The 26741-nt window shown below is 68.4% G+C and carries 27 protein-coding genes; 6 read left to right on the plus strand and 21 right to left on the minus strand.

Annotated elements, in window-relative coordinates; all coding sequences use genetic code 11:
- Nucleotides 1–155: 155 nt before the first annotated feature.
- The 11 genes from AC07SQ_RS02430 to AC07SQ_RS02480 all read right to left on the minus strand — a co-directional run bounded on the left by AC07SQ_RS02430 (nucleotide 156) and on the right by AC07SQ_RS02480 (nucleotide 11602).
- A complete protein-coding gene (locus AC07SQ_RS02430) occupies nucleotides 156–1544 on the minus strand; it encodes an efflux transporter outer membrane subunit (RefSeq protein WP_495270820.1) in 1389 nt (462 codons plus the stop codon).
- The gene (gene macB / locus AC07SQ_RS02435) at nucleotides 1537–3519 is read right to left on the minus strand and encodes a macrolide ABC transporter ATP-binding protein/permease MacB (RefSeq protein ID WP_495270819.1); all 1983 of its coding nucleotides are present in this window, start codon (nucleotides 3517–3519) and stop codon (nucleotides 1537–1539) included. The genes AC07SQ_RS02430 and macB overlap by 8 nt, the downstream gene beginning before the upstream one ends.
- Nucleotides 3516–4676, minus strand: coding sequence for a macrolide transporter subunit MacA (macA, locus tag AC07SQ_RS02440; protein WP_495270818.1), 1161 nt, complete (start codon nucleotides 4674–4676; stop codon nucleotides 3516–3518). Before macA ends, macB begins: the two co-directional genes overlap by 4 nt.
- A gap of 200 nt (nucleotides 4677–4876) precedes the next feature.
- The gene (locus tag AC07SQ_RS02445) at nucleotides 4877–5380 is read right to left on the minus strand and encodes a disulfide bond formation protein B (RefSeq protein WP_492676922.1); all 504 of its coding nucleotides are present in this window, start codon (nucleotides 5378–5380) and stop codon (nucleotides 4877–4879) included.
- Complete coding sequence (locus AC07SQ_RS02450) at nucleotides 5377–6474, minus strand: sulfate/molybdate ABC transporter ATP-binding protein (protein ID WP_062470081.1); 1098 nt, start codon at nucleotides 6472–6474, stop codon at nucleotides 5377–5379. The genes AC07SQ_RS02445 and AC07SQ_RS02450 overlap by 4 nt, the downstream gene beginning before the upstream one ends.
- A 20-nt stretch (nucleotides 6475–6494) precedes the next feature.
- Nucleotides 6495–7397: a sulfate ABC transporter permease subunit CysW gene (gene cysW, locus AC07SQ_RS02455; RefSeq protein WP_495270817.1), complete on the minus strand. Its 903-nt coding sequence runs from the start codon at nucleotides 7395–7397 to the stop codon at nucleotides 6495–6497.
- A gap of 1 nt (nucleotide 7398) precedes the next feature.
- On the minus strand, nucleotides 7399–8286 hold the full coding sequence (gene cysT, locus AC07SQ_RS02460; RefSeq protein WP_062470075.1) for a sulfate ABC transporter permease subunit CysT: 888 nt from the start codon (nucleotides 8284–8286) through the stop codon (nucleotides 7399–7401).
- Entirely contained in the window at nucleotides 8287–9303 is a 1017-nt protein-coding gene (locus tag AC07SQ_RS02465) for a sulfate ABC transporter substrate-binding protein (protein WP_062470072.1), read from the minus strand.
- Complete coding sequence (locus tag AC07SQ_RS02470) at nucleotides 9300–9875, minus strand: RBBP9/YdeN family alpha/beta hydrolase (RefSeq protein WP_056580397.1); 576 nt, start codon at nucleotides 9873–9875, stop codon at nucleotides 9300–9302. Before AC07SQ_RS02470 ends, AC07SQ_RS02465 begins: the two co-directional genes overlap by 4 nt.
- A 22-nt stretch (nucleotides 9876–9897) precedes the next feature.
- Nucleotides 9898–10539, minus strand: a complete 642-nt coding sequence (locus tag AC07SQ_RS02475) for a peroxiredoxin (RefSeq protein WP_495270816.1) — start codon at nucleotides 10537–10539, stop codon at nucleotides 9898–9900.
- 148 nt (nucleotides 10540–10687) lie between these two features.
- Nucleotides 10688–11602, minus strand: coding sequence for a LysR family transcriptional regulator (locus tag AC07SQ_RS02480; RefSeq protein ID WP_492697077.1), 915 nt, complete (start codon nucleotides 11600–11602; stop codon nucleotides 10688–10690).
- 135 nt (nucleotides 11603–11737) lie between these two features.
- On the opposite strand from AC07SQ_RS02480, the gene AC07SQ_RS02485 reads away from it, so the two are divergent.
- On the plus strand, nucleotides 11738–12385 hold the full coding sequence (locus AC07SQ_RS02485) for an FMN-dependent NADH-azoreductase (protein WP_495270815.1): 648 nt from the start codon (nucleotides 11738–11740) through the stop codon (nucleotides 12383–12385).
- Between the two features lie 67 nt (nucleotides 12386–12452).
- Here the strand turns inward: AC07SQ_RS02485 and AC07SQ_RS02490 are convergent, their stop codons facing one another.
- From AC07SQ_RS02490 to AC07SQ_RS02505, 4 genes are read right to left on the minus strand one after another with little or no spacing between them, the layout of a single operon-like run.
- The gene (locus AC07SQ_RS02490) at nucleotides 12453–13010 is read right to left on the minus strand and encodes an NADPH-dependent FMN reductase (protein ID WP_495270814.1); all 558 of its coding nucleotides are present in this window, start codon (nucleotides 13008–13010) and stop codon (nucleotides 12453–12455) included.
- Nucleotides 13011–13058: 48 nt separating this feature from the next.
- Complete coding sequence (locus AC07SQ_RS02495; protein ID WP_095745447.1) at nucleotides 13059–13793, minus strand: amino acid ABC transporter permease; 735 nt, start codon at nucleotides 13791–13793, stop codon at nucleotides 13059–13061.
- Complete coding sequence (locus AC07SQ_RS02500; protein ID WP_216846539.1) at nucleotides 13790–14506, minus strand: amino acid ABC transporter permease; 717 nt, start codon at nucleotides 14504–14506, stop codon at nucleotides 13790–13792. The genes AC07SQ_RS02495 and AC07SQ_RS02500 overlap by 4 nt, the downstream gene beginning before the upstream one ends.
- Nucleotides 14507–14537: 31 nt before the next feature.
- On the minus strand, nucleotides 14538–15380 hold the full coding sequence (locus AC07SQ_RS02505) for a transporter substrate-binding domain-containing protein (protein ID WP_062470056.1): 843 nt from the start codon (nucleotides 15378–15380) through the stop codon (nucleotides 14538–14540).
- A 226-nt stretch (nucleotides 15381–15606) separates the two neighbouring features.
- On the opposite strand from AC07SQ_RS02505, the gene AC07SQ_RS02510 reads away from it, so the two are divergent.
- From AC07SQ_RS02510 to AC07SQ_RS02525, 4 genes are all read left to right on the plus strand, one after another.
- The gene (locus tag AC07SQ_RS02510; RefSeq protein ID WP_495270813.1) at nucleotides 15607–16590 is read left to right on the plus strand and encodes an aliphatic sulfonate ABC transporter substrate-binding protein; all 984 of its coding nucleotides are present in this window, start codon (nucleotides 15607–15609) and stop codon (nucleotides 16588–16590) included.
- Between the two features lie 19 nt (nucleotides 16591–16609).
- The gene (gene solA, locus AC07SQ_RS02515; protein ID WP_495270812.1) at nucleotides 16610–17836 is read left to right on the plus strand and encodes an N-methyl-L-tryptophan oxidase; all 1227 of its coding nucleotides are present in this window, start codon (nucleotides 16610–16612) and stop codon (nucleotides 17834–17836) included.
- Nucleotides 17837–17901: 65 nt separating this feature from the next.
- Complete coding sequence (panE, locus tag AC07SQ_RS02520; protein ID WP_495270811.1) at nucleotides 17902–18834, plus strand: 2-dehydropantoate 2-reductase; 933 nt, start codon at nucleotides 17902–17904, stop codon at nucleotides 18832–18834.
- 14 nt (nucleotides 18835–18848) lie between these two features.
- On the plus strand, nucleotides 18849–19550 hold the full coding sequence (locus AC07SQ_RS02525) for an aspartate/glutamate racemase family protein (RefSeq protein ID WP_495270810.1): 702 nt from the start codon (nucleotides 18849–18851) through the stop codon (nucleotides 19548–19550).
- 31 nt (nucleotides 19551–19581) lie between these two features.
- On the opposite strand, the gene AC07SQ_RS02530 is transcribed toward AC07SQ_RS02525, so the two are convergent.
- Nucleotides 19582–20943, minus strand: coding sequence for an NAD(P)/FAD-dependent oxidoreductase (locus AC07SQ_RS02530; RefSeq protein ID WP_493192200.1), 1362 nt, complete (start codon nucleotides 20941–20943; stop codon nucleotides 19582–19584).
- A gap of 132 nt (nucleotides 20944–21075) precedes the next feature.
- Here AC07SQ_RS02530 and AC07SQ_RS02535 point away from each other — a divergent pair, with 132 nt between their 5' ends.
- Nucleotides 21076–22044, plus strand: a complete 969-nt coding sequence (locus AC07SQ_RS02535) for an alpha/beta hydrolase family protein (RefSeq protein ID WP_495270809.1) — start codon at nucleotides 21076–21078, stop codon at nucleotides 22042–22044.
- A gap of 6 nt (nucleotides 22045–22050) precedes the next feature.
- On the opposite strand, the gene AC07SQ_RS02540 is transcribed toward AC07SQ_RS02535, so the two are convergent.
- The 5 genes from AC07SQ_RS02540 to AC07SQ_RS02560 all read right to left on the minus strand — a co-directional run bounded on the left by AC07SQ_RS02540 (nucleotide 22051) and on the right by AC07SQ_RS02560 (nucleotide 26659).
- Complete coding sequence (locus AC07SQ_RS02540; RefSeq protein WP_495270846.1) at nucleotides 22051–23889, minus strand: family 2A encapsulin nanocompartment cargo protein cysteine desulfurase; 1839 nt, start codon at nucleotides 23887–23889, stop codon at nucleotides 22051–22053.
- Nucleotides 23890–23955: 66 nt separating this feature from the next.
- The gene (locus AC07SQ_RS02545; RefSeq protein WP_042579703.1) at nucleotides 23956–24888 is read right to left on the minus strand and encodes a family 2A encapsulin nanocompartment shell protein; all 933 of its coding nucleotides are present in this window, start codon (nucleotides 24886–24888) and stop codon (nucleotides 23956–23958) included.
- A 64-nt stretch (nucleotides 24889–24952) separates the two neighbouring features.
- Nucleotides 24953–25222: a helix-turn-helix domain-containing protein gene (locus AC07SQ_RS02550; RefSeq protein ID WP_062470032.1), complete on the minus strand. Its 270-nt coding sequence runs from the start codon at nucleotides 25220–25222 to the stop codon at nucleotides 24953–24955.
- Entirely contained in the window at nucleotides 25219–26139 is a 921-nt protein-coding gene (gene epsC, locus AC07SQ_RS02555) for a serine O-acetyltransferase EpsC (RefSeq protein ID WP_062470029.1), read from the minus strand. The genes AC07SQ_RS02550 and epsC overlap by 4 nt, the downstream gene beginning before the upstream one ends.
- Before the next feature lie 37 nt (nucleotides 26140–26176).
- Complete coding sequence (locus tag AC07SQ_RS02560; RefSeq protein WP_062470259.1) at nucleotides 26177–26659, minus strand: rhodanese-like domain-containing protein; 483 nt, start codon at nucleotides 26657–26659, stop codon at nucleotides 26177–26179.
- Nucleotides 26660–26741: the final 82 nt, after the last annotated feature.

Below are 26741 nucleotides of genomic sequence, written 5' to 3' on the forward strand. Positions count from 1 at the left end.
GCTCGCGTTTCGCGGGGTCTCGCAGAACTCGCTTCGCTCAAACAGCTGCGAGCCCTGATCCGCGAAACGCTGCGCTCCTCGGCGGCACAGAGGGGCCGCCCACACCGCACCGCCTGCCGGGCACCTGCCGTGGCTTGGGAGCCGTTCCTCTCTTCCTACTCGACGGTGGCCGCGCCGCCCAGCGCCTTGTACAACGTCATCGTGGCGTTGAGCTGGTTCAGCCGGTTCTGTGCCAGTGACACCTCCGCGGCGCGGCGCTTGTCCTTGGCGTCGAGCACGGGCTGCAACGCGGTGGCGCCGGCGCGGTAGCGCACTTCCGACAAGGCTTCCGCGCGTTGCGCTTGCTGCAACGCCAGGGCCAGCTTCACGCTTTCGTCCTGCAGCTGGGTGCGCGACGACAGCGTGTTCTCGACCTCGGACAGCGCGGTGTACAGCGACTGGCGGAACCCGACGACCGCTTCTTCGTACTGCGTCTGCGACACGGCGACGGTCAGCCGCGCGGTGTTCCATTGCAGGAAGGGCAACACCAGACCGGCGCCCAGCGTGGCGATCGGGTTCTTCAGCACCTCGCCCAGGGCATTGCTCCCCCCGCCCAGCGAACCCGTGAGGCTCAGCACCGGATAGAAACTGGTGCGCGTGGCATCGACGTTCGCCAGCGAGGACCGCAAGCGCTGCTCCGCGGCGCGCAGGTCGGGCCGGCGGCCCAGCAGGCTGGCGGGCAGTCCGGCATCGATCACGGGCAAGGCGGCGTCCGGCAGCTGCGAGGGTTCCTCCCTCGGGGTCTCAGGCGGCATGTCGAACAGGATGGCCAGTGCGTTGCGCGCCTCGACGCGCTGCTGCAGCAGCTGCGTGTGCGCGGCCTCCTGGCTCGCAAGGTTCTGGCCCGCCTGCGCGACATCGAGGCCGGACACGGCGCCCGCCGCGTACTTGGCGCGCACCAGCGCCTGGATGCGCCGTGCATCAGCCATGCCGGCTTCGCTCAGTGCGATACGGTGGTTCAGGTAGCCGGTCTGCCAGTAGAGCCCGGCCGTCGTGCCCACCAGCGCCAGCGCCGTGGCTTCGCGGTCGGACTGGGTGGCCTGCAGTTCCCAGTCGGCAACGCTGCGCTGCGCCGACAGGCGGCCCCACAGGTCGACTTCGTAGCTCAGGCTCAGTGAAGAGTTCGCGCTCGATGCGGCCACGCCGCCGCGCTTCAGGTCGAAGCTGCGTTGGGTGCCCAGTTGCCCCGTCACGCCCGGCGTGAGGTTGGTGTTCGCCAGGCCGGCCTGCAGCTGCGCCCGCTGCACGCGGATGCCGGCGGCGGCGAGGTTGTTGTTGGTGCGCAAGGCGCTGTCGATGAGGGTGTCGAGCCGCGCGTCGTGGAAGGCGGTCCACCAGCGGGCCTGCGGCACGGCCGCTGCGTTCTGCGGCAGGGGCTGTTGCTGCTGCCAGGCCTGCGGCACGCCGAGCGGTCGGTGTTCGCGCCGTTCCGGCGCGAACAACGTGCAGCCGCCGAGCGCCAGCGCGATGGCGAGGCCCGCCAGGGTCGGTCGCGCGCTACTCACGCGCCAGCGCCTCGATGGGGTCGAGCCGCGCGGCGTTGCGCGCCGGCAGGTACCCGAAGAGCACGCCGATGAGCGACGCGCACAAAAAAGCCGACACCACGGCCCCGAGCGAAAAGATCATTTGCCATTGCTTCACGAACAGCGAGAACACAAAGCTGATGCCGTACGACAGCAGCACGCCGATGAAACCGCCGACCAGGCACACGAGCACGGCCTCGGTCAGGAACTGCTGCAGCACGTCGCTCTGGCGCGCGCCCACGGCCATGCGGATGCCGATCTCGCGGGTGCGCTCGGTCACCGACACCAGCATGATGTTCATCACGCCGATGCCGCCCACCACGAGCGAGATCACCGCGATCAGCGACAGCAGCAGCGTGAGCGACTGGCTCGTGCGCTCGGCCGTCTTCACGATGCTGTCCATGTTGAATGTGAAGAAGTCCTTGCCGCCGTGGCGCAGCGTGAGAAGCCGCACGATGCTCTCTTCGGCCGCCTTGGTCGGCTGGTCGTCGCGGATGCGCACGGTGATGCTGTCGAAGTGCTGCTGGCCGAACAGGCGGCTTGCACCCGTGCTGTAGGGCAGCCAGATGTTGAGCGACTTGTTCTCGCCGAACATGCTCTTCTTTTCCTGCGCCACGCCGATCACGGTGCACGGCAGGCTGCCCACGAGGATGATCTTGCCCACGGGGTCGGTGCCGTCGGGAAAGAGCTTGCGCCGCGTGTTCTGGTCGATCACCACCACCTGCGACTGGTGCCGCACGTCGTTGGCGTCGAAGTCCGTGCCGCTGGCCATTTGGATGTCGCGCACGCTGAAGAAGTTGTCGCTGACGCCGTTCACGTTGCCGTTCACGTCGGCGCTGCGGTAGCGCAGGCGCAGGCTGCGCATGGTGGTCGGCGTGACGCTGTGCACGTAGGGCTGCGCGGCGATGGCCTGCAGGTCGGCGGGCAGCAGCGTGCGGATGCTCGCGGCCTTGTCGTCGCCGAAGTCGTGGCCCGGGTAGATGTCGAGCGTGTTGGTGCCGATGGCCTTGATGTCGGCCAGCACGAAGCGCTTGGCGCCCTCCCCGATGGCCACGATCGACACCACCGAGGTGATGCCGATGATGATGCCCAGCATGGTCAGCGCCGTGCGCATGCGGTGCGCCATCATCGAGCGCCAGGCCATGCGGAAGGCTTCGGAGAAACGCGCCCAGCCGGTGCTGAAGCGCGCGATACCCAGCGTGGGGCGGGTCATCGCGGGCGGCGTGGGGGTGTCGTCGCCGACGGTCTGCGCGGGCGCGGCCACGGTCGGCACGTTCGGCCGGTCGCCCACGATCGCGCCGTCGGCGATCTCGATGATGCGTTCGGTGCAGCGCGCCACCTGCATGTCGTGCGTCACGATGATGATGGTGTGCCCCTGCGCATGCAGCTCGCGCAGGATGCCGATGACCTCCTGGCCGCTCTTGCTGTCGAGCGCGCCGGTGGGCTCGTCGGCCAGGATGACCTGCCCGCCGTTCATCAGCGCGCGCGCGATGCTCACGCGCTGCTGCTGGCCGCCCGAGAGCTGGCTCGGCCGGTGCTCGGTGCGGTCTTCCAGGCCCAGGCGCGCGAGCAGTTGCCGCGCCCGCGCGTCGCGCGCCGAGCCCTCGGTGCCGGCATACACGGCGGGCACCTCGACGTTGCCGGTGGCCGTCAGGTGCTGCATGAGGTGGTAGCGCTGGAAGATGAAGCCGAAGTGCTCGCGCCGCAGTGCGGCGAGCGCGTCGCTGTCGAGCGTGCCGACGTCCTGGCCCGACACGGTGTAGGTGCCGGTGGTCGGCCGGTCGAGGCAGCCGAGGATGTTCATCAGCGTCGACTTGCCCGAGCCCGAGGCGCCGACGATGGCCAGCATTTCGCCGTGGCCGACGTCCAGGTCGACGTCCTTCAGCACCTGGACCTCCTGCTCGCCCGAGGGAAAGCTGCGGCCGATGCCGCGCAGGGTCAGCAGCGGTTGCGTCACTGGCGCGGCCTCCGGTTGCCGCTGTCATTGCCGTCGGTTTTCTCCAGCGCCGAGGCGTCGCCGGTGATGACGTTGTCGCCCTCCTTCAGGCCTTCGAGCACCTGCGCCTGGAAGTTGTTGCTGATGCCCACGCGCACCTGCCGCTTTTCCACGCGCTGGTCGGGCAGGAGCACGCGCACTTCGTGGCGGCCATCCTTGTCGCGCGTGCCGAGCGCGGTGAGCGGCACGGTCAGCGCCTGCTTGGCCTCGCCCAGCAGGATGGCGACCTGCGCCGTCATGTCGACGCGCAGCGTGCGCTCGGGGTTGGGCACGTCGAACAGCGCGTTGAAGAACACGGCGTTGTTGATCTTCTCGGGCGAAGGTTGCACCGCGCGCAGCGTGCCGTGGTAGCGCGTGTCGGGGTCGCCCAGGATGGTGAAGTAAACCGGCTGGCCGGCCTTCACGCGCACCACGTCGGCCTCGGACACCTGGGCCTTCACGGTCATGGTCGACAGGTCGGCCAGCTTCATCAGCGTGGGCACCTGGAACGAGGCCACCACGGTCTGGCCTTCGAGCGTGCTGATGGACACCACGTCGCCGTCGATGGGCGCGACGATGCGCGTGTACGACAGGTTGGTCTGCGCCGAGGCCAGGGCCAGCTTCTGCTGGCGGATCTGCGCGTCGAGCGAGACGGCGTCGGCGCGCAGCGCGCGCAGCTCGGTGTCGGCGCTTTCCAGGTCCTGGCGCGCGGCGGCGTCCTGCGCCAGCATCTCGCGCTGGCGCGCCCAGGTGAGTTCGGCCTGCTTCACGCGCACTTCCTTCGCGAGCTTCTGGGCCTGCAGGTTCTCCAGCTTGGCCTGCTCCTGCGCGAGCGTGTTCTGCGAGATGACGGGGTCGATCTCGGCCAGCCAGTCGCCCTTCTTCACCGTCTGGCCGAGCACCACCTTCAGCGACTTGAGCTGGCCGGACACCTGCGCGCCCACCTCGACCTGCTTGAGGGCCTGCAGCACGCCGGTGGCGAGCACCGCGTTCTCCAGGTCGCTGCGCTGCACGGTGGCGGTCAGGTAGTCGCTTTTCTTCGGCGGGCTCAGCCAGAAGAAGGCCGCGATGGCCAGCACGATGAGCAAGGCCAGGCCGACAAGGAGCTTGCGCGATCGTCGCGAAGGAGTGGTGGGCATGCAGTGAAGAAGTGGGATGAAACGGGCGGCGAGGCCCGGGAAAGGATGCGGTTCATCCTAGCCCCGGTTGCTGAAGGCCTGCTAAAGCATGCGTTTTGGTGGGCTTTTTGCACGGGCCTGCGCAGCGACCCATGAAAACGGCGTGGCCCGCTGCCCTCGAAGGACAGCGGGCCACGCCGCAACAACTACTGAAAAAGAACTCAGCGCGCGGTGCGCCGGCGCAAGAGCAAGGTGAGGAGCAACAGCGCCAGCACCGTGAACGCGATGAACGACCAGTTCGCCAGCGTCAGGCCGAACAGCGACCAGTCGATCTTGGAACAGTCGCCGCCGCCGCGGAAGATCATCGGCAGCGCGCGCTTGAGCGGGAAGGTCTCGATCATCCCGTACAGGTCGCGCCCGCACGAGACGACTTCGGGCGGATACCACTGCAGCCAGCTCTGCTGCGCCGCCGTGTAGGCACCGCCCACCGCCGCCGCCAGCGCCAGCACCCCGCCCGTCACCTGCAGGCCGCGGCTGCTGAACAGCGCCGCCAAGCCGGTGAACAGCGCCACCAGCATCAGCGCATAGCGCTGCACGATGCACATCGGGCAGGGTTCGAGCCCGACCACGTGCTGCAGATACAGCCCGAAGGCCAGCATGAGGACACAGGCCAGGCAGATCAGCCCGAGCGCGCGGCGCGGCGCGCCGAAGTACCAATGGATCAAGGAGATACCCAATCTTCTTCTACGAACACCCTGGCCTTGCGGGGGTTGGCGACGACGGTGTCGCCTTCCTTCAAGCCCAGGTCGCGGAACTGTTGCGCAGGGAGTTGCGCTTCGATGATGGTTCCGGAGCCCGGATTATCTGGATTCGTTTCGGTGGGCTCAAGTTCCAGCCGCGCGATCGGTCCGACCACGATCGCACGCGACAGCGTGGCGACGATGCCCGTGGCACCCGACACGTAGCGTGTCACATCCAGGTCATGCGGACGCACGTAGGCCAGCGCCTTGGCGTCGCGCGCGCTGCTGTGCTCGGGCGAGTCGATCCGCATGCCGTCCAGTTGCACGGCACCGTTGTCGGCCCGGCCGTGGAACAGGTTCACGTCGCCCAGGAAGCCGTAGACGAACGGGCTCGCGGGCTTGTCCCACACGTCCTGCGGCGAGCCGACCTGCTCGATGCGGCCCTTGTTGATGACCACCACGCGGTCGGCCACTTCGAGTGCTTCTTCCTGGTCGTGCGTGACGAAGATCGAAGTGACATGCAGCTCGTCGTGCAGCCGGCGCAGCCAGCGGCGCAGTTCCTTGCGCACCTTGGCGTCGAGCGCGCCGAAGGGTTCGTCCAGCAGCAGCACCTTGGGCTCCACCGCCAGCGCGCGGGCCAGCGCGATGCGCTGGCGCTGGCCGCCGGACAGCTGCGACGGGTAGCGGTCGGCCAGCCAGTCGAGCTGCACCAGCTTGAGCAGGTCGGTCACCTTGGCCTTGATCTGCGCGTCGCTCGGGCGCTCCTTGCGCGGCTTCACGCGCAGGCCGAAGGCCACGTTCTCGAACACGGTCATGTGGCGGAACAGCGCGTAGTGCTGGAACACGAAGCCGACCTGGCGTTCGCGCACGTGCACGTCGGTCGTGTCTTCGCCCGAGAAATGGATGCTGCCGGTGTCGGCCGTTTCCAGGCCCGCGATGATGCGCAGCAGCGTGGTCTTGCCGCAGCCCGAGGGGCCGAGCAGCGCGACCAGTTCGCCCGACTCGACGTCGAGGTTCACGTTGTTCAGCGCGCGGAAGTCGCCGAACTGCTTGCTGATGTTGCGGATTTCGATGCTCATGGTCTTGTTCTCTCGTCTTCTCAGGCCGCCGAAGGCTCGGGGGGACGCTCGGGCGGCAGCTCGGCGATGGATTTCATTTCGCGCTCATGGCGCCACTCGATGACCGACTTGATCACCAGGGTGACCAGCGCCAGGATCGCCAGCAGCGAGGCCACCGCGAAGGCGGCCACCGACTGGTATTCGTTGTAGAGCACCTCGACGTGCAGCGGCATGGTGTTGGTCTGGCCGCGGATGTGGCCCGACACCACCGACACCGCGCCGAACTCGCCCATGGCGCGCGCGTTGCACAGGATCACGCCGTACAGCAGGCCCCACTTGATGTTGGGCAAGGTCACGCGCCGGAAGGTCTGCCAGCCGGTCGCGCCGAGCACGATGGCGGCCTGTTCCTCGTCGGTGCCCTGCGCCTGCATCAGCGGAATGAGTTCGCGCGCAATGAAGGGAAAGGTCACGAACACGGTGGCCAGCACGATGCCGGGCACGGCGAAGATGATCTTGATGTCGTGCTCCGCCAGCCACGGGCCGAACCAGCCCTGCGCGCCGAACACCAGCACGTAGATCAGGCCCGCCACCACCGGCGACACCGCGAACGGCAGGTCGATCAGCGTGGTGAGAAAGGCCTTGCCGCGGAACTCGAACTTGGCGATGGCCCAGGCCGCGGCCACGCCGAACACGAGGTTCATCGGCACCGCGATGGCGGCGGTGATCAGCGTGAGGCGGATCGCGCTCCACGCATCGGGTTCCTTCAGCGCCTCGAGGTAGGCGTTCAGGCCCTTGCGCAGCGCCTCGACCGCCACGGCCGCCAGCGGCAGCACGAGGAACAGGAACATGAACGCCAGGGCGATGCCGATCAGCGTCCAGCGGACCCAGGCCGACTCGGTGGTGCCGGCCTGCGCGCGGCGGATGATTTTCGAAGGTGCGCTCATGTCATGCCCCCGCGCGCTTGCGCTGCCACGCTTGCAGGCCGTTGATGACCAGCAGCAGGATGAACGACAGCACCAGCATCACCAGCGCGACCGCGGTGGCGCCCGTGTAGTCGTACTGCTCCAGCTTGCCGATGATGATGAGCGGCGTGATCTCGGAAATCATCGGCATGTTGCCGGCGATGAAGATCACGGAGCCGTACTCGCCGATGGCGCGTGCGAAGGCCATCGCGAAGCCCGTCAGCAGCGCAGGCGCGATCGACGGGAAGATCACCTTCGTGAAGGTCTGCAGGCGCGTGGCGCCCAGCGAGGTGGCGGCTTCTTCGAGTTCCTTCTCGGCGTCTTCGAGCACCGGCTGCACCGTGCGCACCACGAAGGGCAGTCCGATGAAGATCAGCGCGATCACGATGCCCGCCGGCGTGAACGCCAGCTTGATGCCGTGCGGCTCCAGCAGTTGCCCGATCCAGCCGTTGCCCGCGAGCAGCGCCGTCAGCGAGATGCCGGCCACGGCCGTGGGCAGCGCGAACGGCAGGTCGACCAGCGCATCGACGATGCGCTTGCCCGGGAACTTGTAGCGCACCAGCACCCAGGCCACCAGCAGGCCGAACACCGCGTTCACCATCGCGGCGATCAGCGATGCGCCGAAGGTCAGGCGGTACGAGGCCATCACGCGCGGCGCGGTCACCGACACCCAGAAGTGCTCCCAGGTCATCGTGAAGGTCTTGAAGACCAGCGCCGACAGCGGGATCAGCACGATCAGGCACAGGTAGAAGACCGTGAAGCCGAGCGTGATGTGGAAACCGGGCAGCACGCGCTTGGCGCCCCCTGCCCGGTTGGCACGTGAAAAAGGCGCTCCCGCTGCCGGGAGCGCCGAAGAAGCAGCGCCGCTCATTTACTTCGCGCCGGGCGTGTAGAGCTTGTCGAACTGGCCGCCGTCATTGAAGTGCACCTTCTGCGCTTCGCTCAGGCTGCCGAACAGTTCCTGCACCGTGAACAGCTGCAGCGGCTTGAAGGTCGAGGCGTACTTCTTGAGCACGGTCTGCGAACGCGGGCGCAGCGCATGCTTGGCGGCGATTTCCTGCGCTTCTTCGGAGTACAGCCAGTCGAGGTAGGCCTTGGCCAGCTCGCCCGTGCCCTTCTTCTTGACGGTGCGCTCGACGATGGCGACCGGGTTCTCGGCCACGATGGAGATCGACGGGTACACCGAGTCGACCTTGCCGGTGCCGAATTCGCGGTCGATCGAGACCACTTCCGATTCGAAGGTGATCAGCGCGTCGCCGATGTTGCGTTGCAGGAAGGCGGTGGTCGCGTCGCGGCCGCCGCGTGCCAGCACCGGCACGTTCTTGAACAGCTTGCCGACGAACTCGGCGGCCTGGGCGTCGGTGCCGCCCTTCTTCTTGATGTAGCCCCAGGCGGCCAGGTAGGCGTAGCGGCCGTTGCCGCCGGTCTTGGGGTTGACGATCACGACCTGCACGCCCGGCTTGACCAGGTCGTCCCAGTCCTTGATGCCCTTGGGGTTGCCGTTGCGCACCAGCAGCAGCATGGTCGAGGTGGTGGGCGATGCGTTCTCGGGGAACTTCTTGTTCCAGTCCTTGGCGACCACGCCGGCGTTGGCCAGGAAGTCGATGTCGGTCGAGGTGTTCATGGTGACCACGTCGGCATCGAGGCCGTCGGCCACGGCGCGCGCCTGGGCGCTGGAGCCGCCGTGCGACTGGTCGATCTTGACGTCCTTGCCCGTGGCCTTCTTGTAGTTCGCCACGAAGGCCGCGTTGTAGTCCTTGTAGAACTCGCGGGCCACGTCGTACGAGGCGTTCAGCAGCCCCGTGCCTTGTGCGAAGGCGGTGCTGCCGGCGAGTGCGGAGGACGCCAGCGCGAGCACGGCGACGAAGGTCTTGATTCTGGAAGTCATGTGGTTGCCAGGTTTTCTGAAAATTCACGTCCCGCCGACCAGGCGGCGGGTTCGTCGGTCAACGATTGCAGCAGGGCCAGGCCGAGCGGCCAGTCTCCGTGCCCCGAATCGATGTTGATGTGCCCCGCATTCTGCATGCGCACGAACTCGCTGCCCCAGGCGCGCGAATAGGCGCCCGCCAGGCGGATCGGGCAATAGGGATCGTTGCTGCTCGCCACCACGATGCTGCGGTACGGCAGCGCCGCGTAGGGCACGGGTGCGAAGTCGGACAGCACCGCGCGGCGCTCGGGGTCGGCCGGCGCCACCAGCAGCGCGCCCTGGATGCGGGCGGCGGCCTCGGGCGGCAGGTGCGCCGTGGCGATGCAGCCCAGGCTGTGCGCCGCGATGACCACCGGGCCTTCGCTTTCGAGCACCAGTTTGGCCAGCGCGGGCACCCAGGCGTCGCGCTTGGGCGAAGCCCAGTCGTCCTGCGCCACCCGCGCCGCGCCCGGAATGCGTTCTTCCCACAGGCTCTGCCAATGGCCGGGCCCGGAGTCGCGCCAACCGGGCACGATGACGACACGAGTCTGCATGACGGCGCGGTCCTGCGGCTTCTTACTTGTTGGGCTGCGGCGTGATGCGCAGGTAAGGCTTGACGGCCTTGAAGCCCTTGGGGAAGCGCTCGGCCAGCTCGGCCGGGTCCTGGATGCTCGGCACGATCACGACGTCGTCGCCGTCCTTCCAGTTCACGGGCGTGGCGACCTTGTGGCTGTCGGTGAGCTGCAGCGAGTCGATGACGCGCAGGATCTCGTCGAAGTTGCGGCCGGTCGACGCCGGGTAGGTGATGGTGGTGCGGATGACCTTCTTGGGGTCGATGATGTAGACGCTGCGCACCGTGGCCGTGGTCGAGGCGTTCGGGTGGATCAGGTCGTACAGGTCGGCCACCTTGCGGTCGGCGTCCGCAATGATCGGGAAGTTGACGGTGGTGTTCTGCGTCTCGTTGATGTCGCCGATCCACTCCTTGTGCTTGGTGGCCGGGTCGACGCTCAGCGCGATGGGCTTCACGCCACGCTTGACGAACTCGCCCGACAGCGCTGCCGTCTTGCCGAGTTCGGTGGTGCACACGGGCGTGAAATCGGCCGGGTGCGAGAAGAACACGATCCACGAATCGCCGGCCCACTGGTAGAAGTCGATCGGGCCTTCGCTGGAGTCCTGGGTGAAATTGGGGGCGGTGTCGCCGAGTCGCAGGGTTGCCATGGTCGCTCCAAGGAGGGGGTGAAGCCCTGGATTGTGCGAATCGCTGCTTCAATGGCAAACGAATATCTGTTTGTTTGGATATGACGTTTTTCGCATATAGAACCTGCGCAGGCCCACTATGGCGCTATCTTTTAGATAGCAATCTGCCTCAAAACATCCGCATCTGCTCGCTTTGCAGGTGTTCGGACAGGAAGTCGATCAGCCGCCGCACCGCCGGCACCAACGCCCGCCGCGCCGGAAACACCATGTGCGCCACCACCGGCGACGGCCCCCAGCCGGGCAGCACCCGCACCAGCCGGCCCGCCTCGATGTCGGCGCTGCACATGTAGTCGGGCAGCAGGGTCACGCCGACGCCGCCCAGCGCGCCGAACTGCAGTGTGGCCAGGTCATCCGCCACGTAGCGCGGCGTGTGCACATGCACGTGGCTGCGGCCTTCCGGGCCTTCGAGCCGCCACTCCGAGCGCCCTTCCCCGTTGACCGACATGGCCGCCGTGGGCAGCTTCGCGAGGTCGGCGGGCGTGTCGACCGGGCCCTGGCTGGCCAGCAGCGTCGGGCTCGCGACCAGCACGCCGCGGCTGTGGCCGAAGGTCTTGGCCACCAGCACCGTGCTGTCCTCGATGGTCGGGCGCACGCGCAGCGCGATGTCGATGCCCTCCTCGATCAGGTCCACCGGCCGGTTGATGACGCGCATGTCGACGCGCACCGCCGGGTGGCGCGCCATGAACACCGGCATCAGCTGCGCCAGCCCGCTGTGCGAGATGGTGACCGGGCAGGTCAGCCGCACCAGCCCGCTCGGCTCGGTCTGCACCTGCGCCACCGCCTCGGCCGCCGCCTGAGCCGCGTCGCGCATCGCCGAGGCATGCCGCAGGTAGATCTCGCCGGCCGGCGTGAGCGACAGGCGCCGCGTGCTGCGCTGCATCAGCTGCACGCCCAGCCGTTCCTCGAGCTCGGCCACGCGGCGCGACAGCCGCGATTTGGGGATGCCCAGCGCCCGGCTGGCGGCGGCAAAGCCGCCCCGCTCGGCCACCTCGGCGAAGAACACCATGTCGTTGAGGTCTTGCATGGCTTCATTGTCCTGCAAACAGAACGATCTGATCAAATTTTGGCTACTTATCAGCCACTCACATCAAAAATAGAATTCTCCCAACGCCGGCCACTTCTCAGCGCCGACACCTTGCACAGAAAGTGATTGATTGACATGAAGCTGCTCCACATCGACTCCAGCATCCTCGCCGCCGGCTCCACCTCGCGCCAGCTGACCGCCGAAACCGTCGCCGCATGGCGCGCCGCCCACCCCGACACCCAGGTCGAGTACCTCGACCTCGCCGTGGACGCGCCCTCGCACTTCGGCGTCGACGCCCTCGGCATCAAGACCGGCGTGCAGGCCCAGCCGACCGAAGCGCAACTGCGCGAGAACGCCCTGTCGGAAAAGCTGGTGAGCCAGTTCCTGGCCGCCGACGTCGTCGTGCTCGGCGCGCCGCTGTACAACTTCACCATCCCGACCCAGCTCAAGGCCTGGATCGACCGCCTCGCGCAAGCCGGCCGCACCTTCAAGTACACCGAGAAGGGCCCCGTGGGCCTGGCCGGCGGCAAGACGGTGATCGTGGCTTCGAGCCGCGGCGGCATCTACTCGACCTCGGAAGGCGGCCAGGCGGCCGAGCACCAGGAAAGCTACCTGAAGGTGATCTTCGGCTTCTTCGGCGTCACCGACGTGCGCTTCGTGCGCGCCGAGGGCATCGCGATGGGTGACGCGCCCAAGGCCGCCGCGCTGGCCGCCGCCCGCGCCGACATCCTCGTGGCCACGACCGAAGCTGCGAACCAGACGACGGTCGCGCAAGCGGCCTGAGTCTTCCGCCGCCGGAACGAAAAAGCCGCCCCACGGGGCGGCTTTTTCATGGGCGATGGCCTTGCGATCAGGCCGCGGAATGGGCCTTGACCCACGCCACGTACTTGTCCATCCAGCCCTGCAGGAATTTCTGCGTGCCTTCGTTGCCGATATGGCCCTTGTCGTCGAACAGGCCGTCCTTGGCCTGCAGGAAGACCTCGGGGCCGCCCATCGTGGGCGCGTCGAGATACGCCAGGATGTTGCGCAGGTGCTGCTGCGCCAGCGCGGTGCCGATGGCGCCCACCGAAATGCCGAGCACGCCGGTCGGCTTGCCGGCCCAGACGCTCTGGCCATAGGGGCGCGAGGCGTGGTCGATGGCGTTCTTCAGCACGCCGGGGATCGAGCGGTTGTATTCGGGCGTGACGAACAGCACGCCCTGCGCGGCAGCCACTTCGCTCTTGAGGCGCTTCACGGGGGCGGCCTGGTTGCCGTCGTCGTCCTGGTTGTACAGCGGCAGGTCGTCGATGCGCAGGGTCTCGAACGTGAAGTCCGACGGCGCGAGATGCGCCAGGGCCAGGGCCAGCTTGTGGTTGAACGAATCCTTGCGCAGGCTGCCGACGATGACGGCGATCCGGGTCTGTGCCATGGGTGGAACTCCTTGAAATGGAAAAGGCTGTCGGAATGACCGGGACGATTATGCGAAGCGCTCAAGACCTTTTCCAGAAAAGTTCATGACAACCGGCGCACCCGCCTGCGCGCGGCGCACGACCCCGTGGGCCAGCCGGTCCAGCCCGGTGCACAGCAGCCAGTAGATCGCGCCCACCAGCACGAAGATCTCCGCCGGGTAGACCATGGTGCGCGCATTCACCTGCGAGGCCACGAACGACAGCTCGCCCACGCCCACCACGTACGCCAGCGAGCTGTCTTTCACGAGCGTGACCCATTGGTTGACGAACGACGGCAGCATCATCCGCAGCGCCTGCGGCAGCACGACGTGGCGCAGCGTGCCCCAGCGCGTGAGCCCGAGCGACAGCCCCGCCGCCCACTGCCCCGCCCCGATGCCGCGGATGCCCGCATGCACGGCGTGCGCCAGGTAGGCGCCGCCCACCAGCGAGAGCGCGCACATCACCGACAGCACGCCCGGCACGCTCACGCCCAGCGCGAACGGCAGCAGGAAGTAGGTCCAGAAGATCAGCATCAGCACCGGGATCGCACGCAGGAAGGCCAGCCCCAGCGTCAGCACGCGCTTGAGCGGCCCCCGCGCCATGGCCAGCCCGATGCCCCACGCCAAGCCGAGTAGCGCCGACGCAATGCCCGAGCCTGCGCTCAGCAGCACCGTCAGCGCCGCACCGCCCAGCTCGCCCTGCGGAAAGGCGCCCCACAGCAGGTACGGCAGGCTGTCCCACAGCATGTGCAGCGCATCGGTCATGCCGTCGCCCTCCCCGGCACCGCCGACTGCCGACGCGCAGCCCACGCCGCCAACAGCTCGATCGCGCCGATGGTCACGATGTAGAGCAGCGTCGCCACGCCGAAGGCCTGGAAGGTCTTGAAGGTTTCCGCCTCGACCTGGCGCGAGGCGTACGACAGCTCGACCAGCCCCACGGCCATCGCGAGCGAGGTGTTCTTGACGATGTTCATGTACTGCCCCAGCAGCGGCGGCAGCGCGATGCGCAGCGCCTGCGGCAGCACCACCTGCGCCAGCACCTGTGCGCGCGTGAAGCCCAGCGCCTGCGCCGCCAGCGTCTGCCCCTCGGGCACGCCGCGGATGCCCGAGCGGATGTCCTCCCCCACGTAGGCCGCCGCATACAGCGTGAGACCGAGCAGCGCCGACAGAAGTTCGAAGGAAATGAAACGCCCGGCCAGCAGCCCTTCGCGCAGCGCCTCGGGCAGCAGGCTGGGCGCGCCGAAGTACCAGAAGAAGAGCTGCACCAGCAGCGGCGTGTTGCGAAACAGCGAGACGTACGCACCGCTCGCGCGCAGCCACACGGGCCGGCTCGACGAGCGCCCCGCCGCCACGACCACACCCAGCAGCGTGGCGCCCGCCGCCACCAGCAGCGAGGCGCCCACGGTCACGAGCCAGCCGTCGAGCAGCCAGCCGAGGTAATGGGGCGCGAGCAGGTGCTCGCGCAGGAAATCGCTCAAGGCCTCATCGATCCGGTCGTTGCGTGCCCCATCAGTTGGCGGCCACGCGCTGGTCGCCGATCTTCAGCAGGCGCGGCAGCGGCGCCTTGCTGTTGGGGCCGAACCAGGTGTCGTAGATCGCCACGGCGCGGCCGTTCTTCTCGCTGTCGACCAGCCAGGCGTTGAGCGTCTCGAGCAGGCGCGTCTCGCCCTTGGCCACGGCTGCGCCGAGGTACTCCTTCGACACCGTGATCGCCGGGATCTCGTACTTCTCCTTGTCGGGAATCGCGTTCCACTGCGCCGTGAGCTTCACGCCGTCGTTGGTGATGGCCTGCACGTTGCCGTTGCGCAGCGCGGCCAGCGCAAAGGGCGAATCGTCGTAGAGCACGACCTTGGCGTCGGGGTAGTTCTTGCGCAGGTTCGACTCCATCGTCGTGCCCTTCTCGGTGCCGATGCGGATGTCCTTGATCTGCGCGGCCTCCTTCAGCACGCCCTTCTTCGCCAGGAACTGCTGGCCGACCAGGAAGTACGGCGTGGTGAAGTCCACTGCCTTGGCACGCTCGTCGGTGATGGTGAAGCTGGCGAACACCACGTCGGCCTTGCCCGAGGTGAGCAGCGGGATGCGGTTGGCCGGGTTGGTCGGCACCAGCTCGATCTTCACGCCCAGGCTCTTCGCGAACTCGGTCGCCAGGTCGATGTCGTGGCCCACCTGCTTCTTGCTGGCCGGGTCGATGTAGCCGAAGGGCGGGTTGCCGTCGAACGCGGCCACGCGCAGCACGCCGGCCTTGCGGATGTCGTCGAGCTTGTCGGCCCAGGCGATGTTGCCCAGGGTGGTGAGAGCGCCGATTGCCAGGGCCAGGCTGGAAACGGTGAAAGAGTGGGTGTTTCGGGTCATGCCTGCGCTTCGCTGGAAGTGGAAAAAGAGAGCGCGACTCTAGGCAGCGCCGCGTGCGGCGCCAACGAAGCAATTTCCGCTTGCATATGCAGCGATGAGTTGCGCATGAACAAATGACAAAAGCTTCGTGGCGCGCGAAGGCATCGATCCCTAGAGTGGCCAGCCTCTGCCTTCCGACTGACTGCTTTTTTCTTCTTCGGCCGCGCGACGCGGCCCCGCTCTTCTCATGCACTTCCCACGCTCTTCCTCGCCCGCCGTCTCCCGGCGCCTTCTGCTTCGCGCCGGCGTCGGCGCTGCCGCCGTGGCCGCGTCGGCCCCGCTGTTCGCGCAGACGCGCGCCCGCACGCTGCGCATCGGCTACCAGAAGTTCAACACGCTCAACATCCTCAAGGGCACGGGCCAGCTCGAGAAGGCGCTCGCGCCGGCCGGCGTGAACGTCGAGTGGCGCGAGTTCCTCGGCGGCAGCCAGCTGTCGGAAGCGCTGGCGGCCGGCGCCATCGACTTCGGCCACGCCTCCGACGGCATCGGCGTGTTCCAGCAGGCCAGCGGCAAGGGCCTGGCCTACCTCGCGGCCGAAAGCCCCTACCCCGGCGGCGTCGGCTTCCTGGTGCCGCGCGACTCGCCGATCCGCAGCGTGCGCGACCTCAAGGGCAAGAAGGTCGTCACCGGCCGCGGCTACAACACGCAGTACGTGCTGATCCGCGCACTCGAGGCGGCCGGCCTGCGCTACGAAGACATCGAGCCGGTCTACATCGTCACGGCCTCCGATACCGTGGCCGCCTACCAGTCGGGCAGCGTCGCGGCCATCGGCCTGTGGGACCCATTCCTGGCCGGCGCACAGGTGGCAACCGAATCGCGCCTGCTGTTCGACGGCACCGGCCTGAGCGGCAACCGCACCTACCACTTCGCGCAGCCCGCCTTCGCGCGCGCCAACGCCGCCACGCTGCGCACCGTGTTCGCCGAACTGCGCAAGGCCAACGACTGGGCCCAGGCCCACCCCGGCGAGGTGGTGGCCACGCTCGCGCCGCAGCTGAAGGTCGAACCCAAGGTGCTGGCGCTGGCGACCGAACGGCGGCACTATGGCGTCGTGGCGCTCACGCCCGCCATCGCCCGCGAGCAGCAGGGCCTGGCCGACGTGTTCGCGCAGCTGAAGCTCATTCCCCAGCCCATCGCGGTGAAGGATGCGTTTCTCGACCTGAACCTTGTGTGACGACGAAACCTCTCGCCCCGTGACCCGTTCTCCTACCCACTACGACGCGATCGTCATCGGCCTGGGCGCCCTCGGCGCGGCCACCCTCTACCAGCTCTCGCAACGCGGTGCGCGCGTGCTCGGCATCGACCAGTTCGCACCGCCGCACGACCGCGGCTCCTCGCACGGCGATTCGCGCATCACGCGGCTGGCCGTCGGCGAAGGCGACGAGTACGTGCCGCTGGTGCACCGCTCGCACGCCATCTGGCGCGAACTCGAGGCGCGCACCGGCCGACCGCTGATGACCATCACCGGCGGCCTCATCCTCGCGCCGCGCGACCGCGTGGCCGCGCACCACGGCAAGTCCGACTTCGTGCGCCGCACCATCGCCTGCGCCGAGCGCTTCGACATCGCGCACGAGGTGCTCGACGCGGCCGGCATCCGCGCGCGCTACCCGCAGTTCCACCTGCAGGGCGACGAGATCGGCTACCTCGAGCGCGACGCCGGCTTCGTGCGCCCCGAAGACGCCATCGCCGCGCAACTCGCCGTGGCCCGCGCCGACGGCGCACAGACCCGCACCGGCGAGCGCGTGCTGGGCGTCGAGCCCGTGGGCAACGGCGACACCGTGCGCGTGCGCACCGAGACCGCGAGCTTCACCGCCGACCAGGTGGTGGTCGCGGCCGGCGCCTGGCTGCCCGAGTTCCTCGGCCGTCAGGCGCGCACCGACTGGCAGGCCCACTTCTCGGTGCACCGCCAGGTGATGCACTGGTTCGACACCGGCCCCGCCGCCGCGGCCGACTTTGCGCCCGGGCGTTTTCCCATCTTCATCTGGATGTTCGGCGACGCGCAGGAAGACTACATGTACGGTTTTCCGGCCTCCGACGCGTCGCAGCCCGCGCTGAAGGTCGCCACCGAGCAGTACGTCGACGCCACCACGCCCGACGCGCTCGACCGCGACGTGAGTGCCGAAGAAACCGCCGCCATGTACCGCCACCGCGTCGCCGGGCGCTTTCCGCAGATCGGGGGGCATGCGCTCAAGGCCCGCGCCTGCATGTACACCGTCACGCCCGACCGCCGCTTCGTGATCGACGCGCTCGACGGCCTGCGCAACGTGCTGATCGTCTCGGCCTGCTCCGGCCACGGCTTCAAGCACTCGGCCGGGCTGGGCGACGCCATCGCCGACCGGGTGCTGGGGCGCGAAAGCGCGCACGGCCTCGACCTGCGGCCCTTTGCCCGCGAGCGGCTGGCGACCTCGCAACACCCCTGAGGCGCCCGCGCGCGATCCGGGGCATCATCGCTTCCGATCTTCAGTTTCTTCGGAGGCAGCGCGCGATGCGATTCCTGATGGTGGGTGCGGGAGCACTCGGTGGTTACTTCGGCGCACGCCTGCTCGCGGCAGGCCGCGATGTGACCTTTCTACTGCGTCCCGGCCGCGCGGCCCAGCTGGCCACGACCGGGCTCGTGGTGCGCAGCCCCTTCGGCGACCTCGACCTGCCCACGCCGAAGCACGTGCTGGCCGAGCAGATCGATGGCCCCTACGACGTGGTCGTGGTCGGCTGCAAGGCCTACGACCTCGACGCCACCATGGATTCGTTCGCGCCCGCCGTCGGGCCCGACACCGTCATCCTCCCGCTGCTCAACGGCCTAGGCCACATCGACCGGCTGGTCGCGCGCTTCGGCGAGGCGCGCGTGCTCGGCGGCCTGTGCATGATCTCCGCCACCCTCGACGACGAGGGCCGCGTGCAGCACCTGAACGACATGCACAGCCTGAGCTACGGTGAACGCGCGGGCGGGCGCTCGCCGCGCATCGACGCCATCGCGGCCCAGTTCGCCGGCGCGAACTTCACCGCCACCGCGAGCGAGACCATCGCGCAGGACATGTGGGAGAAGTGGGTCTTCATCGCCTCGGCCGCGGGCCTCACGAGCCTGATGCACGCCTCCATCGGCGACATCGTGGCGGCCGGCGGCGAAGACGTGGCGCTGGCGATCTTCGACGAGTGCTGCGCCATCGCCGCCCACAACGGCTTTGCCCCACGGCCCGGCGCCATCACGCGCGGCCGCGCGGTGGTCACGACCGCCGGCTCGCCCATGACCGCCTCGATGTACAAGGACATGGCCCGCGGCGCGCGCGTCGAGGCCGACCACATCCTGGGCGACCTGCTGGCCCGCGCGCCGCGCAGCGCATCGGCCACGCCGTCGGTGCTGCGCACGGCCTACGTGCACCTGAAGGCCTACGAGTTCCGGCGCGCCCGCGAGGCCGGTTGAACGGCAGCCACGTCATGGCCGACACGCTCGCCTTCCTCCATACCGCGCAGGTGCATGTGCAGACCTTCGGCAGCCTGGCCCGCGAGATCGCGCCCGAGCTGCGCGTGCAGCACCTGGTGATGGAAGAGCTGCTCGCCGATGCGCGCACCCTGGGCGTCGACCACGCCGGCCTGGTGGCGCGCGTCCACGAAGCCATGCGCGACGCCGCCTCGGACGGCGCCTCGGTGGTCGTGTGCACCTGCTCGACCATCGGCGGCATCGCCGAAAAGACCGCCACCGGCGGCGCCTTCGCCGCCCTGCGCATCGACCGCGCCATGGCCGACCGCGCCGTGCGCAACGGCCCGCGCGTGCTGATCGTCGGCGCCGTCGAAAGCACCATCGACCCGACGCTGTCGCTCGTGCTCTCCGCTGCCCGGCAGGCCGGCGTCGGCATCCGCGCCAGCACGCTGCTCGTCGAGGATGCCTGGGTGCATTTCCAGTCCGGCGACATCGCGCGCTACGTGGCCACGCTGGCCGAATCGATCCGCGCCGCAGCCGATGGCACTGATGTGATCGTGCTGGCGCAGGCGTCGATGGCGCCGGTGACGGGGTTGCTGGCGGACCTCAAGGTCGAGGTGCTCAGCAGCCCGCAACTGGGGGTGGCGCATGCGGTGGCGACGTTGCGAGCGTCGAACACCGCGTGGGCATCCGCCCGTACCGGCCTGACGGGCTGGTAGCCCCGCGGCGCGAACCCGGCCCGCGGCCCGCCTAGTCCGACTTGAGGATCGTCTCCCCCTTCAACGCCCCCATGTCGCGGATGTTGAAGCGGTGACGCTTCCACCCCGCCCAGGTGCGGCGGAAGTTGGCGAGGGAGATGCCGTAGTACAGCACCTTGAACATGCGCAGCGCGCCCCACATCGGCGTGCCCTTGTAGATGTCGCCGGCCAGCAGCGACATCAGCGCCTCCTTCACCCGGAACGGGTTGCCGGGGTACATGAACATGTCGCGGATGGTGGGGTTGGTCACGCGGTAGATGAACCACGAGTACTCGCGCGGGCCCTTGCGCATCATGGCCTCGAAGCCTTCTCGGGCGCGGGCCAGTTCGGCCGGCTGGTCGAGCGCGGTGGCCACCAGCTCGGCGCCGTCGAAGGCGCTGTGCATCGCCAGGTACACGCCCGAGGAGAACATCGGGTCGATGAAGGTGAAGGCGTCGCCCAGCAGCAGGTAGTTGTCGCCGGTGGCGTGCGTGCTCGAGTACGAGAAGTTGCCCGTGGCGTGCACGGCGTCGTCGACCAGCGTGGCGTTCTTCAGGCGGTCGGCCAGCACGGGGCACAGCGCGATGGTGTCGTAGAAGAATTCCTTCAGCGATTTTTCGCGCGTCTTCAGGTAGTAGGGCCAGCACACCGCGCCCACGCTGGTCGTGCCGTCAGCCAGCGGAATGAACCAGAACCAGCCGTGCGGAAACCAGCAGATGCTGATGTTGCCTTCCTTCTTGCCCTCGAGCCGCTCGGCATTCGTGAAGTGGCCGAACAGCGCGGTGCTGTTGTGGTCGGGGTTCTTCTGCTTGCAGCGGAATTTGTTGGCCAGCAGCGTGTCGCGACCCGTGGCGTCGACCACGAAGCGTGCGCGCCAGCTGCGCTTGGCGCCGTCGTCCATCACGGCCTGCACGGTGGCGCCGTCGGCGTCGAAGGCCACGTCGCGCACCTTGCAGCCCTCGAAGGCCTGGGCGCCGCGCGTGGCGGCGTTGCGGAACAGCAGCTCGTCGAGCTCGGAGCGGCGCACCTGCCAGGCGGAGTCGAGCGACTTGTCCCAGCCTTCGGCGAACTCGACGTAGCTGCGGTGCTCATGCTCGGGCGAGACGAACTCGATGCCGAACTTCGGCATGCCGATCTTCTCGACCTGGTCGCGCACGCCGAGCTTGTCGAACAGCTCGACGTTCGCGGGCAGCAGCGATTCGCCGATGTGAAAACGCGGGTGGTGCTCTTTCTCGACCAGCACCACCCTGCGCCCCTGCTGCGCCAGCAGCGCCGCGACGGTCGAACCTGCGGGGCCGCCGCCGATCACGAACACATCGCAGGAATCGCTGACAGAAGAAGGAGCACCGGAAGAAGAAACCTGAGGCTGGGACATGCGAAGACAAGCAGCGTGATGGACAGCGACAGAGCATAGCGCGCCCGCATCGCACGACGCAAAACGGGCTGGCGGCGCGGGGCCGGAGGCGGCACACTGGCGGCCCGTTCAGCCCCCTACCCCTTGCGCACCATGACCCTGCACCGCCTTGCCCTGCTCGCCGCCCTCTGTGTGTCTGCTGCATGGAGCCATGCGGCGGGGTTCAGCTTCATCGAGGTGCCGGCCGACAAGGACGGGCCGGCCTTGCGCGGCGCGGTGTGGACGCCTTGCGAGGCGGCGCCCAGCGAGATCGCGTTCGGCCTGATCGCCATTTCGGCCGCCAAGGACTGCCCCGTCGCCGGCACGCGGCTGCCGCTGGTGCTGATGTCGCACGGCTCGGGCGGCTCGTTCCTCGGGCACCACGACACGGCGGCGGCGCTGGCCGACGCGGGCTTCGTGGTCGCCGCCACCAACCATCCGAACGACAACTTCCAGGACATGGAGCGCCGGGGCCATCTCTCGACATTTGCCGCGCGGCCCGTCGACATGCGCCGGCTGGCGGATCACATGCTCAAGACGTGGCCCGGCCACACGAAGATCGCCGCCGACCGGGTCGGCTTCTTCGGCTTCTCGCGCGGCGGCTACACCGGCCTCGTGGCGACGGGCGCGGTGCCCGACTTCAAGCTGGGCCTGCGCTTTTGCACGCCGGCATCGAAGATTCCGTTCTGCGGCCAGATCCAGCGCCAGGAACTGCCTGCGCCGCCGGTGCGCGATGCGCGCATCAAGGCGGCGGTGATCGTCGACCCGTTGAGCTTTTTCGATGCCGAGGGGCTGAAGCAGGTCACGGTGCCCATCCAGCTCTGGGCCTCCGCGCGCGGCGGCGACGGGGTGACGCTGGACGACGTCGAAGCGGTTCGCCGCAACCTGCCTACGGCGCCGGACTGGTACGTGCCCGCGAACACCGCGCACTTCGCCTTCCTGGCGCCCTGCGCGCCGGCCATGGCCAAGGCCTTGCCGGAGATCTGCAGCGATGCCGGCGGCTTCGACCGCGTCGCCTTCCATGCCGACTTCAATGCCAAGGTGCTCGCCTTCTTCAGGCAGCACCTGGCATCGAAGCCCTGAGCCTGCTCAGCGCGTGCGCCGCTGGCCGGCGAGCCGCCGCACCACCGTCACCAGCCGATCGATCTCGTCGAAGGTGTTGTAGAACGCCAGCGACGGCCGCACCGTGGTCTCGACGCCGAAGCGCCGCAGGATCGGCTGCGCGCAGTGGTGCCCCGTGCGCACCGCGATGCCTTCGTCGTTGAGCGCGTGGCCCACCTCCTCGGTGGTGTAGCCGTCGAGCACGAAGGACATCACGCTCGCCTTGTCTGCCGCCGTGCCGATCAGCCGCACGCCGGGAATCGCGCCCAGTTGCGCCATGCCGTACACCAGCAGGTCGTGCTCGTAGCGCGCGATGTTCTCGATGCCGACCTTGTTCACGTAGTCGATGGCCGCGCCCAGGCCCACGGCATCGGCGATGTTGCCCGTGCCGGCCTCGAACTTGTTCGGGATCGGCTGGAACACGGTCTTCTCGAAGGTCACGTCGGCAATCATGTTGCCGCCGCCCTGCCACGGGGGCATGTCTTCGAGCACCTCGCGCTTGCCCCAGACCACGCCGATGCCGGTCGGGCCGAACACCTTGTGGCCGGAGAACACGAAGAAGTCGGCACCCAGGTCCTGCACATCGACGCGCATGTGCGAGACCGACTGAGCGCCATCGACCAGCGCCTTGGCGCCCGCGCGGTGCGCCAGCTCGACGATCTCCTTCACCGGCACCACAGTGCCCAGTGCGTTCGAGACCTGCGTGACGGCCACGATCTTCGTGCGGTCGTTCAGCAGCTTGCGGTATTCGTCGAGCAGCACCTGGCCCGAGTCGTCCACCGGAATCACGCGCAGCTTCGCGCCCTTGGCGGCGGCGAGCTGCTGCCACGGCACGATGTTGGCGTGGTGCTCCAGGTTCGACACGATGATCTCGTCGCCCTCGCCCACGTGCTGGCCGCCCCAGCTCTTGGCCACGAGGTTGATGGCCTCGGTGGTGCCGCGCACGAAGATCACCTCGTCGACTTCGGGTGCGTTGATGAACTTGCGCACGCGCTCGCGTGCGCCTTCGTAGGCATCGGTCGCACGCGCAGCGAGTTCATGCGCCGCGCGATGGATGTTCGAGTTCTCGTGCGCGTAGAAGTACGCGATGCGATCGATGACCGACTGCGGCTTGTGCGTGGTGGCCGCGTTGTCGAACCACACGAGCTGCTTGCCGTTCACCCGCTCCTGCAGGATCGGGAAGTCGCGTCGCACGGCGTGCACGTCGAACGGCGGATGCTGGCCGCTGCCGGCCAGCGGCACCGCGTCGGGGCCGCGCGGATCGGGCTTGGCTGGCGTGACGAAGCCGTTGGGCAGGCGCACCGCATCGACGAAGTAGAACTGCGCGTCGCGTCCGGCCGGCGCCGAAGGCGGGCTCGGTGGCAATGCAGGCTGTGCCGTCGGCGCGGCAAGGCCCGCGAACGGATCGTGGATCGCAAAGCCATCGCCGGCGGTGCCTGCCGTCGGATGTCCGTAGCTGTGGTTCAGGAAGTAGAACGGCGATGCGGAGGCGGCCTGCGGCGACACAGGCGCCCCCACCTGCTGCGGCACGCCCTGCACCACGCCGCCCGAACGCGGCTCGAAGGCCGGCGCCACCGACAGCACCGTGTCCGGCACGCCGTTGCCCGCCACCGCATGCGGCAGCAAGGCCGGCGCGCGGCTCGCGAGCGACGGCAGCTGGGTCGGCGATGCGGGCAGCACATTGGCGCCCGGAATCTGCCCCTGCGGGATCGGCGTGCCCGGCACGCTCGGCCCGAAGCCGGCGGGGCTCACCAGCGGCGAGCCCGGCGGCGCGATGTTGGCGGGAAACTGCGCGCCCGGCGGCGCGGAGAACATGGCGCTGGCCATGCGCGCGAGAACGGCCGGATCGAACGGCGCCTCGCCCGGGAACGTGGGTGTGCTGCTCACCGCGGCTTACTTGTAGGTGTCGGGATAGTCGTGGTACTTGCCGATCTCGACGTCGTCGAGCACGGCCAGCGCGTCGGTGGTCAGCACCGCGAGCGAGCAGTACAGCGAGATCAGGTACGACGCGATCGCATGGTTGTTGATGCCCATGAAGCGCACCGACAGCCCCGGGCTCTGCTCGCCCGACAGGCCCGGCTGGAACAGGCCCACCACGCCCTGGCGCTTGTCGCCCACGCGCAGCAGCAGGATCTTGCTCTTTCCATCCGCCACCGGCACCTTGTTCGACGGAATCAGCGGAATGCCGCGCCAGGTGATGAACTGCGAACCGAACAGGCTCACCGTGGGCGGCGGCGTGCCGCGGCGCGTGGCTTCACGACCGAACGCGGCAATGGCCAGTGGGTGCGTGAGGAAGAACGCGGGCTCCTTCCACACCTTGGTCAGCAGCTCGTCCAGGTCGTCGGGCGTGGGCGCGCCGGTCAGCGGGAAGATGCGCTGCTCTTCGCTCACCTGCGCCAGCAGGCCGTAGTCGGGGTTGTTGATGAGCTCGCTCTCCTGGTTCTCCTTGATCGTCTCGATCGTCAGGCGCAGCTGCTCCTTGATCTGGTCGTGCGGGCTGCTGTAGAGGTCGGAGATGCGGGTGTGCACGTCGAGCACGGTGCTCACGGCATTGAGGTAGTGCTCGCGCGGGTTCTCTTCGTAGTCGACGAAGGTGCGCGGCAGCTGGTTCTCTTCTTCGCGCGAGGTGCACGTGACCTTGATCGACTCGGGGTTCTTGACCTTGTTGACGCGGTAGATGCCCGCCTCCACCGGCACCCATTGCAGCAGGTGCGTCAGCCAGCGCGGGCTGATGGTCTCGAGTTGGGGAACGGTCTTGGTGGCGTTGGCTAGCTGGCGGGCGGCGTTGTCGCCAAGGGCGGTGGTACCACCGACTGTTGCACTCATGGATCAAGGCTCCGTGGGTTGAGGAAAAAGTGATCGCCAGTGTCTGGCGACCACGGGTTTCCCCTCAACAGGCTATAGCCGCCAAGTTGATCCGCCGTGCAAGGCGCGACTGCTCCAGTTGCTCGCAACGCGCGAGCAGGTTGACGATGTTGATGCCCAGCGCGGTGGCCAGCTTCTGCGCCGTGACGATCGACGGGATCACGCGCCCGCGCTCGATCTCGCCCACGTACGAGCGGTTCAGATCGGAACGCTCGGCCAGCTCTTCCTGCGACCAGCCCTGCCCTTCGCGCAGCTGGCGCACGGTGACGCCGAAGTCTTCGACAAAGGCCTTCATACGCTGCCCGCCTTCGGTGCGCTGTTGTTCTGCAGGCTGGCCTGCGTGACGCTGGCACCGGGCTTCACGTCGTCGGTGATCCACACGTTGCCGCCGATGACTGCGCCCTTGCCGAGCGTCACGCGGCCCAGGATGGTGGCGCCCGCGTAGATGACCACGTCGTCCTCCACCACCGGATGCCGCGGCAGGCCCTTCTGCAGGTTGCCTTCGGCGTCGGTGGGGAAGCGCTTGGCGCCGAGCGTGACGGCCTGGTACAGCCGCACGCGCTTGCCGATGACGGCCGTCTCGCCGATCACGACGCCGGTGCCGTGGTCCATGAAGAAGCCCGCATCGATCGTCGCGCCCGGGTGGATGTCGATGCCGGTCTGCGCATGCGCCAGCTCGGCGACGATGCGCGCGAGCAGCGGCAGGCCGAGCTCGTAGAGCCGGTGCGCGAGGCGGTGATGGATCATCGCCAGCACGCCCGGATAGCACAGCAACACCTCGTCGACGCTGCGCGCGGCCGGGTCGCCCTGGTAGGCCGCGAGCACGTCGCTGTCGAGCAGCCGGCGCAGGCCCGGCAGCGCGTTCGCGAACTGGCGCACGGCTTCGGTGGCCGCAGCGTCGATCTCGCTCGCGGGGCGCGGTGCCAGCCGTGCGTTGAAGTTCAGCTCGAGCCGGGCCTGCACCAGCAGCGCCTGCAAGGCGGCGTCGAGCGTGTGGCCCACGTAGAAATCCTCGCTCTCGTGGCGCAGGTCCGGCGGGCCCAGCCGCATCGGAAAGAGCGCGCCCTTGAGCGACTCGACGATCTGCGCCAGCGCATCGCGCGACGGAAACTCGCGCGCACCGGGCTCGCGTGAGCGGCGCTGCGAATCGCGCCACTCGTCGCGCACCTCGTGCAGTGCGCGCACGATGTCGCTCACTTCGAATTGAGCCATGTGTGTTTTCCTCCCGTGTGTTTCTATCGATGGGGGTTCAGTCCTGCACCCACGGCAGGCCATGGAAGCGCCAGCCGTCGGAACCGCCCCGGTGCTGCCGCGCATCGATCTCGCCCTCGAAGCCTTCGAGCACGTTGAACACCTGCGTGAAGCCGGCCTTGGCAGCGGCTTCGGCCGCCAGTGCGGAGCGCTTGCCGCTGCGACACAGCAGCAGCACCACGGCTTCCTTGCCGCCGTCCTTCGCCACCTTGGCTTCGAGCTCGCGCACGAAGCGCGGGTTGCGGGTGAGCGCGGTGCCCGTGGCCCAGGCCACATGCAGGCTGTCGGGCACGTGGCCGACGAACTTGCGTTCTTCGCCGGAGCGCACGTCCACGAGCAAGGCGTGGCCGTCCTGCACCAGCTGCCAGGCCACGGGGGGCGTCACACCGCCGGCGTAGGGCCAGTTCTTTTCGATGGCTTGCGCGCGCGCCTGTTCGAGGGCGGGCGGCAAGGCGATGACATCTTCAACTTCCACGGACATGCGGTTCGGCTCCTGTTGTACGTTGGTCATTCCATCTTCCTTGATGGCGATAACCACCACTGTAGGAGTGCGAAGGCCAAGG

Source organism: Variovorax sp. GW821-FHT06D12, assembly GCF_059419205.1.

Excerpts from the sequence above, each read along its gene's own strand:
- cysT (WP_062470075.1), bottom strand. The coding sequence starts at position 8,286 with ATGAGCGGCGCTGCTTCTTCGGCGCTCCCGGCAGCGGGAGCGCCTTTT.
- epsC (WP_062470029.1), bottom strand. The coding sequence starts at position 26,139 with ATGGCTCAATTCGAAGTGAGCGACATCGTGCGCGCACTGCACGAGGTG.
- AC07SQ_RS02485 (WP_495270815.1), top strand. The coding sequence starts at position 11,738 with ATGAAGCTGCTCCACATCGACTCCAGCATCCTCGCCGCCGGCTCCACC.
- macA (WP_495270818.1), bottom strand. The coding sequence starts at position 4,676 with ATGCCCACCACTCCTTCGCGACGATCGCGCAAGCTCCTTGTCGGCCTG.
- AC07SQ_RS02480 (WP_492697077.1), bottom strand. The coding sequence starts at position 11,602 with ATGCAAGACCTCAACGACATGGTGTTCTTCGCCGAGGTGGCCGAGCGG.
- AC07SQ_RS02530 (WP_493192200.1), bottom strand. The coding sequence starts at position 20,943 with ATGTCCCAGCCTCAGGTTTCTTCTTCCGGTGCTCCTTCTTCTGTCAGC.
- AC07SQ_RS02470 (WP_056580397.1), bottom strand. The coding sequence starts at position 9,875 with ATGCAGACTCGTGTCGTCATCGTGCCCGGTTGGCGCGACTCCGGGCCC.
- AC07SQ_RS02495 (WP_095745447.1), bottom strand. The coding sequence starts at position 13,793 with ATGACCGATGCGCTGCACATGCTGTGGGACAGCCTGCCGTACCTGCTG.
- AC07SQ_RS02540 (WP_495270846.1), bottom strand. The coding sequence starts at position 23,889 with ATGGCCAGCGCCATGTTCTCCGCGCCGCCGGGCGCGCAGTTTCCCGCC.
- AC07SQ_RS02450 (WP_062470081.1), bottom strand. The coding sequence starts at position 6,474 with ATGAGCATCGAAATCCGCAACATCAGCAAGCAGTTCGGCGACTTCCGC.
- AC07SQ_RS02465 (WP_062470072.1), bottom strand. The coding sequence starts at position 9,303 with ATGACTTCCAGAATCAAGACCTTCGTCGCCGTGCTCGCGCTGGCGTCC.
- AC07SQ_RS02510 (WP_495270813.1), top strand. The coding sequence starts at position 15,607 with ATGCACTTCCCACGCTCTTCCTCGCCCGCCGTCTCCCGGCGCCTTCTG.
- AC07SQ_RS02505 (WP_062470056.1), bottom strand. The coding sequence starts at position 15,380 with ATGACCCGAAACACCCACTCTTTCACCGTTTCCAGCCTGGCCCTGGCA.
- AC07SQ_RS02525 (WP_495270810.1), top strand. The coding sequence starts at position 18,849 with ATGGCCGACACGCTCGCCTTCCTCCATACCGCGCAGGTGCATGTGCAG.
- AC07SQ_RS02545 (WP_042579703.1), bottom strand. The coding sequence starts at position 24,888 with ATGAGTGCAACAGTCGGTGGTACCACCGCCCTTGGCGACAACGCCGCC.
- AC07SQ_RS02490 (WP_495270814.1), bottom strand. The coding sequence starts at position 13,010 with ATGGCACAGACCCGGATCGCCGTCATCGTCGGCAGCCTGCGCAAGGAT.
- AC07SQ_RS02535 (WP_495270809.1), top strand. The coding sequence starts at position 21,076 with ATGACCCTGCACCGCCTTGCCCTGCTCGCCGCCCTCTGTGTGTCTGCT.
- panE (WP_495270811.1), top strand. The coding sequence starts at position 17,902 with ATGCGATTCCTGATGGTGGGTGCGGGAGCACTCGGTGGTTACTTCGGC.
- cysW (WP_495270817.1), bottom strand. The coding sequence starts at position 7,397 with ATGAGCGCACCTTCGAAAATCATCCGCCGCGCGCAGGCCGGCACCACC.
- AC07SQ_RS02475 (WP_495270816.1), bottom strand. The coding sequence starts at position 10,539 with ATGGCAACCCTGCGACTCGGCGACACCGCCCCCAATTTCACCCAGGAC.
- AC07SQ_RS02550 (WP_062470032.1), bottom strand. The coding sequence starts at position 25,222 with ATGAAGGCCTTTGTCGAAGACTTCGGCGTCACCGTGCGCCAGCTGCGC.
- AC07SQ_RS02560 (WP_062470259.1), bottom strand. The coding sequence starts at position 26,659 with ATGTCCGTGGAAGTTGAAGATGTCATCGCCTTGCCGCCCGCCCTCGAA.